Genomic DNA, 12,861 nt, shown 5'->3' on the forward strand with positions numbered 1-12,861 from the left:
GGCTTAACGAATACGCATGCCCGGTTCGGCGCCAGGCCATGGATTCAGGATGTAAATGCCCGGGTTGGCTTTTTCATCGGCTGCGGAAGCGGCCAACACCATGCCTTCGGAAATACCGAACTTCATTTTGCGCGGCGCCAGGTTGGCAACCATCACGGTCAGCTTGCCCACCAGGTCTTCCGGCTTGTACATGGACTTGATGCCGGAGAAGACGTTGCGGTGGCGGCCTTCGCCCACGTCCAGCGTCAGGCGCAGCAGCTTGCCGGCGCCTTCCACGAGTTCGCAGTTAACGATTTTAGCGATGCGCAGGTCGATTTTCGCGAAATCGTCGATCGAGATTTCAGGCGCGAGTTCTTCGATGCCGGCAGGTGCGGTGGCTGCGGTTTCGGCAGCGGCCGGAGCAGCGGCAACAGGTGCGCCAGCAGCGGCAGGCGCCGGCTCGAACAGGTCTTCAATCATCTTGGCGTCAACGCGGGTCATCAGGTGGCTGTAAGCGCCGATGGTACGGCCCAGCATTGGCTTCCAGGCAGCGCCGGAAGCGAAATCGGTATCCGCCCAAACGAACTGCGCGTCGTTCAGGAAGCTGCGCACGTTGGCGGCCACGCCTGGCAGCACCGGCGACAGCAGGATCGACAGCTGGCGGAACAGGATCAGCGCGGTGGTGCAGACGTCATGCAGTTCAGTGACTTTGGACTCGTCCTTGGCCAGCACCCACGGCTTGTTCTCGTCCACGAAGCGGTTGGCGACGTCGGCGATTTCCATGATCTCGCGCAGCGCCTTGCCGAACTCGCGGGACTCGAAGTTGGCGGCAATGGTCGCCTGGCGCTCGGTGCCGTCGGCAGCCAGCAGCGCCTTTTTGATCCACTCCATCGAGGAATCGGACAGCGAAGAAGCCAGCTTGCCATCGAACTTCTTGGCGATGAAGCCGGCGCAGCGCGACGCGATGTTCACGTACTTCCCGATCAGGTCCGAATTCACGCGGGCCACGAAGTCGTCGCCGGTGAAGTCCAGGTCTTCGACGCGCGAGTTCAGCTTGTAAGCCAGGTAGTAGCGCAGCCATTCCGGATTCATGCCCAGGTTCAGGTAGCGCAGCGGCGAAATGCCGGTGCCGCGCGACTTGGACATCTTTTCATTGTTCACAGTCAGGTGGCCGTGCACCGCCACGCGCATGCGCTCGATGGTCGGATGATCGGCGAACTTCAGCATCGCAGGCCAGAACAGCAGGTGGAAGGATACGATGTCCTTGCCGATGAAGTGAATCTGCTCGGCGCTCGGATCGCGCAGGAAGGCGTCGTAGTCGATGCCTTTCTTGCCGAAGTAGTTCTTCAGCGAAGCCAGGTAGCCCACCGGCGCGTCCAGCCAGACGTAGAAGTATTTGCCCGGTGCGTCCGGAATCGGGATGCCGAAGTAGGGCGCGTCACGCGAGATATCCCAGTCGGCCAGCTTCTCGCCGGCTTCGCCCAGCCATTCGGACACCTTGTTCACCATTTCCGGCTGCAGGCGGCCCGGCGTGTTCAGCCAGTCGCGCAGGAATTCGAAGCAGCGCGGGTCGGACAGCTTGAAGAAATACTGCTCCGAAGGCTTCAGGATCGGCGTCGCATTGGTGAACACCGAGTATGGATTCACCAGGTCGGTCGGCTGATAAGCCGCGCCGCACACTTCGCAGTTGTCGCCATACTGGTCCTTCGCGCCGCATTTCGGGCACTCGCCCTTGATATTACGGTCGGCCAGGAACATGCCTTTGACCGGATCGAAGAAGCGGTCAACGGTTTTGGTCTGGATCAGGCCCGCATCGCGCAGCTTGCGGTAGATGCCCTGGGACAGTTCAACGTTTTCCGGCGAATCGGTGGAGTACCAATTGTCGAAAGCGATATGGAAACCATCCAGGTACTGCGGGCGGCCGGCAGCGATCTTGGCCACGAACTCCTGTGGGGTGATGCCTTCCTTTTCGGCGGCGATCATGATCGGGGTGCCGTGCGTATCATCGGCGCCCACGAAATGCACCTCGCGCAGGCCATTGCCCTCGGCCTGCATTCGCTGGAAACGGACCCAGATGTCGGCCTGGATGTACTCCATCATGTGGCCGATATGGAAGGCAGCGTTAGCGTAAGGCAGGGCAGTAGTGACAAACAGCTTGCGGGTCATGGTTAATGCGCTAATAAGGTGGCTAAAAAGAGCATTCTACCAGCGGACGGGACTCCCGGGCATCTCGTGGGGTCTTGCGATGTATTTCTGTCCATTTTGCGCTAGACTGCGGCATCACTTACGGAGAATCACATGAGCATCACTGTAGAAGACGTGAAGGCCGCACTGGCCAACGTCCTGGACCCCAACACCGGCAAGGACTATGTGTCCTCCAAATCCGTGCGCAACCTGAAGGTCGAAGGCAGCGATATTTCGCTGGACATCGAGCTGGGTTACCCGGCCAAGAGCCAGATCGACGGCATTCGCGCCGCCGTGCTGGCCGCCCTGGCGCCGCTGGGCGGCAAGGTGACGCTGAACGTCTACACCAAAATCATTTCTCACACCGTTCAGCGCGGCCTGAAGCTGATGCCGAACGTGAAGAACATCATCGCTGTCGCTTCCGGCAAGGGCGGCGTTGGCAAATCGACCACGGCGGTCAACCTGGCGCTGGCGCTGGCTGCGGAAGGCGCGTCGGTTGGCGTGCTGGATGCCGATATCTACGGTCCGTCGCAGCCGATGATGCTGGGCGTGAGCGGCCGTCCGACCACCGCCGACGGCAAGACCATGGAACCGATGGAGAACCACGGCGTGCAGGTGACCTCGATGGGCTTCCTCATCGATCCGGACGAGCCGATGGTATGGCGCGGTCCGATGGTGACCCAGGCCATGCAGCAGCTGCTGGAACAGACCAACTGGCGCGACCTGGATTACCTGATTGTCGATATGCCACCGGGCACCGGCGATATCCAGCTGACCCTGTCGCAGAAAGTGCCGGTTACCGGCGCTGTCATCGTGACCACGCCACAGGACATCGCGCTGCTGGATGCGCGCAAGGGCCTGAAGATGTTCGAGAAGGTCGGTATCCCGATCCTTGGCGTGGTTGAAAACATGAGCACCCATATCTGCTCGAACTGCGGCCATACCGAAGCGATCTTCGGCGAAGGCGGCGGCGCGAAGATGTGCGCGGACTTCGGCGTCGAATTCCTTGGCGCGCTGCCGCTGAAGCTGTCGATCCGCGAGCAGACCGATTCCGGTACGCCGACCGTGGTCGCGGATCCGGATGGTCCTGTGGCGGCAATCTATAAAGAGATCGGCCGCAAGATCGCCGTGAAGGTCGCGGAGAAGGCAAAAGACATGACCAGCAAGTTCCCCTCCATCGTGGTTAAAAACGATTGATGGGCGCGCGCCGCTTGCATCATGGGGTGGCCGCCGTGGCGGCGACGTTTGTTGCCGCGATGGCCGGCGTGATTGGGCTTGCGCGGCACGTCCAGGCGCAGCAGGCTCCCGCTGCCGGCCCGGCGCCGGTAAGCGCTCCGCTGTCGTGGGCGCCGCAAACCAGCGGCAGCGAGGCCGAGTTGCGCGGCATCTCCGCCATCAGCGCCAACGTGGCCTGGGCCAGTGGCGCCAAAGGCACGGTGCTGCGTACGCTGGACGGCGGCAAGACCTGGAAGCGCCTCCCCGTGCCTGATGCGGATGCGCTGGACTTCCGCGATATCCAGGCCTTCGATGCGAGCACGGCCATCATTATGTCCGCCGGTCCTGGCGAAGCATCTCGCATGTACCGAACCAAAGACGGCGGCGCGACTTGGCAGCAGTTGATTGTCAATCCGGACAAGACCGGCTTCTGGGACGCCATCGCTTTCTGGGATGCCCGCAACGGCATCGTCTTCGGCGACGCAGTCAACGGCGCTTTCACCATCTTCACCACCAAAGACGGCGGCGATTCCTGGCAGCGCGTGACCGACCCGCAAGGCCTTGCGGCGCAGAAGGACGAAGGCGCCTTCGCTGCCAGCGGCACCTGCCTGACCGTAGCAGGCAGCAGCGATGCATGGTTCGTCACCGGCGGCGCGGCTGCGACTTCGCGCGTGTTTCATTCCACCGACCACGGCCAGCACTGGCACGCCTCGGCGCTGCCGATTCCTGCCGGCGCATCGACCAAAGGCGGCTTCTCTATTGGCTTCCGCGATGGGCGCACCGGCTTTGCGGTCGGCGGCGACTACAAGGAAACCACGCTGGGAACGCTGAACGGCGCGCGCAGCGAAGACGGCGGCGCGACCTGGCAAGCGGCTGCGGTGCAACCGGTCGGCTATATGTCGGCGGTCGCCGCGGTGCCTGGCGCGCCGCAGGTCTTCGTGGCTGGCGGCCTTGCCGGCTCGGGCATCTCGCGCGACGCGGGCAAGAGCTGGACGGTTCTGGATACCACGCCAATCAATGCAGTCAGTTTCGCGTCGCCTGGCGCGGGCTGGGTAGTTGGCCCGAAGGGGCTCGTCATGAAGTACGTAGGACCATCAATTCTTGGAGAGACACATGCAAGCAATCGTTAAGCGCGCCATGCTGGCTATGGCCTTGAGTGGTATTGCCTTCGCGGCGTCCGCGCAGCAATCCGTATCCTTCGTCGAGCCGGCGGACGGCGCCACCGTGACCAGCCCGTTCAAGGTCAAGTTCGCCGTCAATGGCATGGATGTGAAGCCGGCGGGCGACATGAGCGCCAACACCGGCCATCATCACCTGTTCATCAACGCCGAAAGCATGAAGTCGGGCGAAGTGATCCCGGTCGACGAGCAGCATATGCATTTCGGCAAAGGCCAGACCGAAACCGAAGTGAAACTGCCGCCCGGCCAGTACAAGCTGACCATGCAATTCGCGAATGGCGCTCACCAGTCCTACGGCGAAGGCCTGAGCAAGACCATTCACGTCACGGTCAAGTAAGCCTTATTTGGTGCGGGTGAACGGCATGTCGACGCCGTTGCCGACGATGCGGCCGTTGCCCGCGCCTTCGAACTGCATTTCCAGATCGCGCGACAGGATGAACCAGCTGTTGCCCGGTCCCGCGTAGATTGGCTCGCTGCTGTCGCTGGTCAGCTCGACCACCAGGCCGTCGCCGGCGCGGCGGATGGTGAAGTCGCCAGCACCCGCAACTTCGTATTTGCCGGGCAGGGCGCGCAGCTGTTCGGCCGTTGGCTGCAAGGCGCGCTTCTCTTTCATGCGCTGGGTAGGCCAGTTGTATTCAGCCGCCACGGCGCGCACTACTTCTCCCGCCAGCTCGTCGCCGTTTTCGCCATTGGTCATCACGACCACGCCATCGCCACGTTCCGTGTAAGCGACCATCGTGGCGCGGTAGCCGGCGTTGGAGCCGCCATGGCTGAAGGTCTGGCTCTGGCCATCGCCGTCGATGCGCAGGCCAAGACCAAAGCCGGACATGACCGGCGACAGCATCAGCTGCGTCATCGATTGCGACAGCACCTTGTTCGATTGGCCAGCGGCCGACAGGCGCGTTTCGATGGCGAAGCGCGCGAGGTCGCTTGGCGTAGTCCACAGGCCAGCTGCCGCTTGTTCCGGATAGGTGTGCGGACCGCCCGCAATCGGTTTGCCTTTACCGTCATGCGGCAGGGCTGCGCGCGACAACAGCGCCGGCGCCAGCGGCTGGGCGTAGGTGCTGTCCCGCATGCCCAGCGGCTTCAGCACAGCGGCATCCATCAGCGCGGCAAAGTCGGTGGATTTGCTGCGCTCCTGCATCATGTACTGCACCACTTCATAGCCGCCGCCGGAATAGCGCCAGACGCTGCCGGGACGGGTGCTGACGTGAACGCCGCGCGTATTCGATGGCGGCGCGCCGTTCAGGAGCTGCACCAGCGTTGGCACCGGCGTGCCGCTCGCATAGCCGGGGAAGCCGTGTACCGTGGTGCCGGCGGTGTGCGACAGCAGCTCGCGCAGCGTGGCCGGTGTGCCGGTCACGCTATTGTTGGGCAGTTTCCAGTGCTGGGAGTAGCTGTTGATGTCCTGATCCAGCGCGAACTGTCCATGTTCGGTCATGCTCAGCGCGGCCATCGCCGTCACCGGCTTGCTGATGGAAGCGGCCTGGAATAGTGTGGTGGGCGTGACGGCCGCGCCGCCCGTCGTCACCGCACCATAAGCTTTTGCCCATTCGATGCCGCCGCCGTGGATCACGGCCACGCTCACTCCCGGAACGCCCAGCCGTGCCATCTCGTCGGCCAGCTTGCGCTTGACCGGCATCGTGCCCTGGATCACAACGGCGGGCAGCAAGCCCTGTTCGACGGCCGCAACGCGGTCCGGCTGGGCGAAGGCGGGGAGGGCGGCCAGCAGGCTGGCGGAGGCGATCAGGCGGGAGGAATGTTTCAAGTCGGGCTCCTTTTTATTGTCCGGTTCGAGTATAAGGGCTTTGCGGGTAAAATATCGCCTTTACATCTTTTCTCACGCTGATAGAAATGACCGCACCAGCTACTCCAGTCCGTACCCGATTCGCACCGAGCCCGACCGGCTTCCTGCACCTGGGCGGTGCCCGCACGGCGCTGTATTCCTGGGCCTATGCCCGTCACTTTGGCGGCACTTTCGTGCTGCGCATCGAGGATACCGACCTGGAACGTTCGACCCCGGAAGCCGTACAGGCCATCCTGGACGGCATGCAGTGGCTCGGCCTGGACCACGACGAAGGCCCGTTCTATCAGATGAAGCGCATGGACCGCTACCGCGAAGTCGTGGCCCAGATGCTGGCCGCCGGTACCGCTTACCACTGCTACTCTTCGCCGGAAGAAGTGCAGGCCATGCGCGACAAGGCCACCGCGGCCGGCGAAAAGCCGCGCTATGACGGCACCTGGCGTCCGGAAGAGGGCAAGACCCTGCCGGCGATTCCTGCCGACCGCAAGCCGGTGGTGCGCTTCAAGAATCCGCTGGACGGCGATGTGACCTGGAATGACGTGGTCAAAGGCCCGATCACCATCTCCAACAAGGAGCTGGATGATCTGGTGATTGCGCGTCCGGACGGCACCCCGACCTACAACTTTTGCGTTGCGGTGGACGACTGGGATATGAAAATCACCCACGTTCTGCGCGGCGACGACCACGTGAACAATACGCCGCGCCAGATCAATATCCTGCGCGCGATCGGTGCTCCGCTGCCGGAATACGGCCACCTGCCGATGATCCTGGGGTCCGATGGTGCCAAGCTGTCCAAGCGCCACGGTGCGGTCAGCGTGATGGAATATCCGGCGCAGGGCTATCTGCCGGAAGCCATGCTGAACTACCTGGCCCGCCTGGGCTGGTCGCACGGCGACGACGAGATTTTCTCGATGCAGCAGTTCTGCGAGTGGTTCAACCTGGAGAGCTTGACCGCGTCGCCGGCCCAGTTCAATAACGAAAAGCTGGCCTGGCTGAACAACCACTGGATCAAGCAGTCCGACAACGCGCGCCTGGCCGAACTGGTCAAGCCGAAGCTGCTGGCTGACGGCGGCAAGCTGGAAATCGGCCCGGACCTGGCGTCCGTGCTAGCGCTGCTGAAGGACCGCACCAATACCATCAACGAGCTGGCCGATGCGTCCATGCTGTTCTACCGGGAGCCGAAACCGGATGCCGCGCTGCTGGCTCAGCACTACACCGACGCGGTGAAGCCTGCCGTGGCGATGTTTGCTGACCGCATCAAGACCGTGGAGTGGAGCAAGGAAGCCATCGCCGCCATGATCAAGGAAGTGCTGGCCGCAAACGGCCTGAAGATGCCGCAGCTGGCGATGCCCCTGCGCCTGATTGTTGCCGGCCAGCTGCAGACGCCGGCCATCGACGCCGTGCTGCAGTTGTTCGGGCGCGAAACCGTGTCCGCGCGACTGGCTGCTTACGTTTAATCTTCACCCCCAAAGCAAAACCAAGTGGCAGGCACGATGTGCCTGCCACTCGCTTTACGCCGCTGGTTTTCAGTGGGCTTGAATTTTTTAGTCAATCTTGCAAATTGGCATTTGCAATTCACTGAAGGGCTGCTATACTTCTGTCTCTTCGCAAAACGGGGGTATAGCTCAGCTGGGAGAGCGCTTGCATGGCATGCAAGAGGTCAGCGGTTCGATCCCGCTTACCTCCACCAGTTCAGCGAAGAGTAAGTAATAGCAAGTCCAGGGTCCCCATCGTCTAGAGGCCTAGGACATCACCCTTTCACGGTGAGTACCGGGGTTCGAATCCCCGTGGGGACGCCAAGAGCAGTAACAATCTGTGCCCGCATACGGGGGTATAGCTCAGCTGGGAGAGCGCTTGCATGGCATGCAAGAGGTCAGCGGTTCGATCCCGCTTACCTCCACCAAGCAGCACGGATTGAAGTAGTGTGTAGCACCAGTCCAACAGGTCCCCATCGTCTAGAGGCCTAGGACATCACCCTTTCACGGTGAGTACCGGGGTTCGAATCCCCGTGGGGACGCCAGTTAGATTATTCTGTGCCAGCGGGGGTATAGCTCAGCTGGGAGAGCGCTTGCATGGCATGCAAGAGGTCAGCGGTTCGATCCCGCTTACCTCCACCAAAAATGCGGCACAGAGACAACAGTCCATCAGGTCCCCATCGTCTAGAGGCCTAGGACATCACCCTTTCACGGTGAGTACCGGGGTTCGAATCCCCGTGGGGACGCCAGCTTTTTCCTTCCTACATTGGCCTTTGGTCTGCCGCAAAGCTGCCTAAATTATCATCAAGCTTGTTTCCTTTGCATGTTGCGAAATCCGTACTAAGATGATCTAACGGACCCGCAGAGGAGGAAGTCATGGAACTTCACATGCATTCGCATCGTTGGGTGGCGCGCCAGGGAGACTGGACCGCCGCTGCCATCGCCGGTTTCGGAGCCGGCGGTATCTTGATGTTGCTGGAGCTGTTCTACACCGCCATGAATAAAGGCGACCCCTGGCTCGTGTCACGCATGGTTGCAGCCATGGTGATGGGCTGGGAAGTCCTGCAAACCTCCGGATACAGTCTTGGCATTGTGATTGCAGCCCTTGTTGTGCACTACGTCCTTGGCATTACCTTCGCCCTGATGCTGGCGGCCATCATCGCTCCCTTCCATCTGGATTCGAGCAACCGCATGGTCATCATCACAGGCGCAGCGTTCGGCGTTCTGCTGTACGTACTGAATTTCTATGGCATGTCCGGCGCCTTCTCCTGGTTTGCCGATCTGCGCGGCTGGCCTGTCTTTATTGGCCATATCGCGTTTGGCGCTTGCGCCGCCTGGTTCTACCGACTGCTGGAACGGCCAGATAAGACCTGAATAAATGTAGCCCCTTGCGCCCCGCCTGCGAGCGGGGCGTTCCCGTAGTTTCCCTATAACTTATCGGGCTCATTCATCATGGCGTTGGCAATTTCACTCATTCTGATTGTCCTTGGCGCGCTTATCTTTCACTTCTTCAGCCCCTGGTGGCTGACACCTATCGCCTCCAATTGGCAGGCGATGGATGATGCGTTGATGATCACCCTGGTCATCACGGCCGCGCTGTTTGTCGTCCTCCACATCTTCGTCGCTTACGCCGTGGTCAAGTTCAAGCACCGCGAGGGTCATCGCGCTGCGGCGGAGTCGCACAACCGCAAGCTGGAATGGTGGCTGATCGGCGGCACTTCGGTCGGCATCATTGCGATGCTGGCGCCGGGCCTGTCGGTGTACGCCAAGCTGATTACGCCGCCGCCGGATGCGATGGTGTTCGAAGTCATGGGCCAGCAATGGCAGTGGCACTACCGGCTGCCGGGCAAGGACGGCAAGCTGGGCAAGACGGACGTGCGCTTCATGAATCCGACCAATCCCTTCGGCATCGACCCCAACGATCCCGATGGACAGGATGATGTGCTGGTCGAGGGCCAGGAAATCCACCTGCCGCTCGACAAACCCGTCAAAGCCAACCTGCGCTCGCAGGACGTGCTGCACGACTTCTACGTACCCCAGTTCCGTACCCGCATGAATATGGTGCCCGGCCTGGTCACCCACTTCTGGCTGACGCCAACCAAGGCAGGCCGCTATGAAGTGCTGTGCGCCCAGTTGTGCGGCGTGGGCCACTCGAATATGCGCAGCGCCGTCGTGGTGGAAGACGCGGCGACTTACGCCACCTGGCTCGCCAGGCAGCCGACTTTTGCAGGCGGAACGCCGGGCGGCATTGGCGGTCCCGCCGAGCCGGGCAAGCAGGGCAGGTTGATTGCCCAGTCCAAAGGCTGCGTGGCCTGCCACAGCGTGGACGGCACGCCAGGCGTAGGCCCAAGCTGGAAAGGACTGTTCGGTAAAACCGAAAATCTGGAAGGCGGCAGCATCGTCACGGCCGATGAAGCCTATCTGAAGCATTCGATCACCGATCCGAAGGCGCAGATCGTCAAGGGCTTCGCGCCGGTGATGCCGACGACACCAATGAGCGAAGAAGATCTGACGGCGCTGGTTGATTACATCAAGACGGTCCGCTGAGGAGAGAGCGCATGGCATACGGCGAAGAGCATGCAACGGAGCATGAGCACGATCACGGCCCAACGAGTTTCTGGACCAAGTACGTCTGGAGCCAGGACCATAAAGTCATCGCCATCCAGTATTCGATGACGGCTATTTTCGTGGGCATGATCGGACTGGTGTTGTCCGACCTGATGCGCCTGCAGCTGGGCTTCCCCGGCAAGTTCCAGTTCATTGATCCGGTCAGCTACTACCAGTTCATTACCATGCACGGCATGATCATGGTGATCTATCTGCTGACGGCGCTGTTCCTCGGCGGCTTCGGCAACTACCTGATCCCGCTGATGGTGGGGGCGCGCGATATGGTATTCCCCTTCCTGAACATGCTCAGCTACTGGTTCTATCTGCTGGCGGTGGTGATCCTGTGCGCCAGCTTCTTCGTGCCCGGCGGGCCGACCGGCGCGGGCTGGACCTTGTATCCGCCGCAAGCGATTCTGCCCGGCACGCCCGGCGTGGAGGGCGGCATCGTCGTGATGCTGATCTCCCTGATCGTGTTCATCGTGGCCGCCACCATGGGCGGCCTGAACTACGTGACAACCGTGCTGCAGGCGCGCACGCGCGGCATGACCTTGATGCGTATGCCGTTGACGGTATGGGGCATCTTCATCGCCACCGTGCTGGCGCTGCTGGCTTTCCCGGCATTGTTCGTCAGCGGCGTGATGATGCTGCTCGATAAAACGCTGGGCACCAGCTTCTTCATGCCGGCGATTATGTCGATGGGGCAGCAGCTGGGCTACAAGGGCGGCAGCCCTTTGCTCTTCCAGCACCTGTTCTGGTTCTTCGGCCACCCGGAAGTCTACATCGTAGCGCTGCCTGCGTTTGGCGTGATCTCGGACCTGATCAGCGTCCATGCGCGCAAACAGATTTTCGGCTATCGCATGATGGTGTGGGCGATCGTGATCATCGGCGCACTGAGCTTTGTGGTGTGGGCGCACCATATGTACGTGAGCGGCATGCACCCGCTGTTTGGCTTCTTCTTTGCCACCACTACGCTGATTATCGCGGTCCCAACCGCGTTGAAGGTCTATAACTGGACGCTGACCTTGTGGCGCGGCGACATCCACTTGACCGTGCCCATGCTGTTCGCGCTGGGCTTCATCTCGACCTTCCTGATCGGCGGCCTGACGGGACTCTTCCTCGGCAACGTCGGTATCGATATTCCGCTGTCGAACACTTATTTCGTGGTGGCGCACTTCCACATGGTGATGGGCGTTTCGCCTGTGCTGGCGGTGTTTGGCGGGATTTATCACTGGTATCCGAAGGCCACGGGGCGCATGTATAACGAAGTGCTGGGCAAGCTGCATTTCTGGGTCACCTTCATCGGCGCTTACGCCATCTTCTTCCCCATGCACTACCTGGGCATTCTCGGCATGCCGCGCCGCTACTACGCCTATGAGAACTACAAATTCATCCCCGAATCCGCGCATACGATGAATGCCTTCATCACAGTGGCGGCGTTGATTGTCGGTGTGACGCAGCTGGTCTTCCTGTTCAATCTGTTCTGGAGCATCAAGGGCGGCAAGCCGGCCGGAGGCAATCCATGGCGCGCGGCCAGCCTGGAATGGTTCACGCCGCAGACCCCGCCGCAGCACGGCAACTGGGGGCCGGAACTGCCGGTGGCCTATCGCGGCGCTTACGACTACGGCCGCGCTGATGCGCCGAATGGCGAAGATTACATTCCGCAGAGTGTGGGGCCGGAAGAAAACGAGCATGGCGCACCGCCGCACACGCCGCCGCCACGCCCGCCGCAAGTGCCGCACCGCGAAGATGAAGAGGTGCCGAAATGAGCGGCGCGACGCTGCGCACCACCAATGGCTTCCCAGGCTTGCCGGACGGGCGGGGCGCCCGCAACGGCGGACCGGATGCGCCGCACGGCACGCGCAAGGTCGGGCTGTGGGTTTTCATGGCCGTGGTCAGCTCGCTGTTCCTGCTGTTCGCCTTTGCCTACGTCATGCGTATGGCGTACGAGGACTGGCGCAATCTGACGTATGTGCCGTGGCAGCTGTGGCTCAGCACCGGCCTGCTGCTGGCGGATAGCCTGGTCTGGGAAGTGGCGCGCCGCAATGCTGCGAGTGGACGCCGCGAAGCCGCGCGCAAGCTGAGTGCACTGGCGCTGCTGCTGGCGCTGGCCTTCATCGCGTCGCAACTCGCCGCGTGGCAGGCGATGACGGCTGCCGAATACGGCCTGCGTGCCAATCCCGCCAACAGTTTCTTCTACCTGATCACGGGCCTGCATGGCTTGCACGTTATGGGCGGCATGCTGGCTGGCCTGCTGGTGGCAGGCGGGTTCCTGAGCGGCCGCGCTACCGAGCGGGTAGGCGAGGGCATTGCACTGTGCGCCCAGTATTGGCATTTCCTGTTCTTCCTGTGGCTGGCAGTGTTCGCGCTGCTGTTCTACGTGACGCCCGATGTGGTCCGGGCATTCTGCACGACGGTTGGC

The 12,861-nt window shown here is 61.8% G+C and carries 9 protein-coding genes, 6 tRNA genes and 1 pseudogene; 14 read left to right on the forward strand and 2 right to left on the reverse strand.

The window, feature by feature from the left end; translation table 11 throughout:
• Positions 1–3 precede the first annotated feature (3 nt).
• Positions 4–2,145, reverse strand: a complete 2,142-nt coding sequence (metG, locus tag AB4Z19_RS01535) for a methionine--tRNA ligase (protein WP_442034018.1) — start codon at positions 2,143–2,145, stop codon at positions 4–6.
• Positions 2,146–2,277: 132 nt separating this feature from the next.
• Here metG and apbC point away from each other — a divergent pair, with 132 nt between their 5' ends.
• The 3 genes from apbC to AB4Z19_RS01550 are packed head-to-tail and all read left to right on the forward strand — an operon-like array spanning position 2,278 to position 4,893.
• The gene (gene apbC, locus AB4Z19_RS01540) at positions 2,278–3,360 is read left to right on the forward strand and encodes an iron-sulfur cluster carrier protein ApbC (RefSeq protein WP_442026055.1); all 1,083 of its coding nucleotides are present in this window, start codon (positions 2,278–2,280) and stop codon (positions 3,358–3,360) included.
• Positions 3,360–4,508 carry a WD40/YVTN/BNR-like repeat-containing protein gene (locus AB4Z19_RS01545; protein WP_442026054.1) on the forward strand — a complete coding sequence of 383 codons (1,149 nt, stop codon included), beginning with the start codon at positions 3,360–3,362 and terminating at the stop codon, positions 4,506–4,508. The genes apbC and AB4Z19_RS01545 overlap by 1 nt, the downstream gene beginning before the upstream one ends.
• Positions 4,492–4,893: a DUF4399 domain-containing protein gene (locus AB4Z19_RS01550; RefSeq protein ID WP_442026053.1), complete on the forward strand. Its 402-nt coding sequence runs from the start codon at positions 4,492–4,494 to the stop codon at positions 4,891–4,893. Before AB4Z19_RS01545 ends, AB4Z19_RS01550 begins: the two co-directional genes overlap by 17 nt.
• A gap of 3 nt (positions 4,894–4,896) precedes the next feature.
• Here the strand turns inward: AB4Z19_RS01550 and AB4Z19_RS01555 are convergent, their stop codons facing one another.
• A complete protein-coding gene (locus tag AB4Z19_RS01555) occupies positions 4,897–6,324 on the reverse strand; it encodes a serine hydrolase domain-containing protein (protein WP_442026052.1) in 1,428 nt (475 codons plus the stop codon).
• Between the two features lie 86 nt (positions 6,325–6,410).
• Here AB4Z19_RS01555 and gltX point away from each other — a divergent pair, with 86 nt between their 5' ends.
• The 11 genes and pseudogenes from gltX to AB4Z19_RS01610 all read left to right on the forward strand — a co-directional run.
• Positions 6,411–7,817 (forward strand): glutamate--tRNA ligase, encoded by a 1,407-nt coding sequence (gltX, locus tag AB4Z19_RS01560; protein WP_442034020.1) that lies wholly within the window; start codon positions 6,411–6,413, stop codon positions 7,815–7,817.
• 157 nt (positions 7,818–7,974) lie between these two features.
• Positions 7,975–8,050 (forward strand) — tRNA-Ala (locus tag AB4Z19_RS01565).
• 33 nt (positions 8,051–8,083) lie between these two features.
• Positions 8,084–8,159, forward strand: a tRNA-Glu gene (locus AB4Z19_RS01570).
• Positions 8,160–8,187: 28 nt separating this feature from the next.
• Positions 8,188–8,263 (forward strand) — tRNA-Ala (locus tag AB4Z19_RS01575).
• 41 nt (positions 8,264–8,304) lie between these two features.
• Positions 8,305–8,380: transfer RNA gene (locus AB4Z19_RS01580), tRNA-Glu, on the forward strand.
• 21 nt (positions 8,381–8,401) lie between these two features.
• Positions 8,402–8,477: transfer RNA gene (locus tag AB4Z19_RS01585), tRNA-Ala, on the forward strand.
• A gap of 31 nt (positions 8,478–8,508) precedes the next feature.
• Positions 8,509–8,584: transfer RNA gene (locus AB4Z19_RS01590), tRNA-Glu, on the forward strand.
• Between the two features lie 127 nt (positions 8,585–8,711).
• On the forward strand, positions 8,712–9,209 hold the full coding sequence (locus AB4Z19_RS01595) for a hypothetical protein (RefSeq protein ID WP_442029091.1): 498 nt from the start codon (positions 8,712–8,714) through the stop codon (positions 9,207–9,209).
• A gap of 78 nt (positions 9,210–9,287) precedes the next feature.
• Positions 9,288–10,382, forward strand: a complete 1,095-nt coding sequence (locus tag AB4Z19_RS01600; RefSeq protein ID WP_442029092.1) for a cytochrome c oxidase subunit II — start codon at positions 9,288–9,290, stop codon at positions 10,380–10,382.
• Positions 10,383–10,393: 11 nt separating this feature from the next.
• The gene (ctaD, locus tag AB4Z19_RS01605) at positions 10,394–12,208 is read left to right on the forward strand and encodes a cytochrome c oxidase subunit I (RefSeq protein WP_442034022.1); all 1,815 of its coding nucleotides are present in this window, start codon (positions 10,394–10,396) and stop codon (positions 12,206–12,208) included.
• Between the two features lie 170 nt (positions 12,209–12,378).
• Positions 12,379–12,759 (forward strand): annotated as a pseudogene (locus tag AB4Z19_RS01610) (cytochrome c oxidase subunit 3); the annotation flags it as partial.
• Positions 12,760–12,861 lie beyond the last annotated feature (102 nt).

It is taken from the genome of Pseudoduganella sp. RAF19 (assembly GCF_052114165.1).
Lineage (GTDB): Bacteria > Pseudomonadota > Gammaproteobacteria > Burkholderiales > Burkholderiaceae_D > Rugamonas.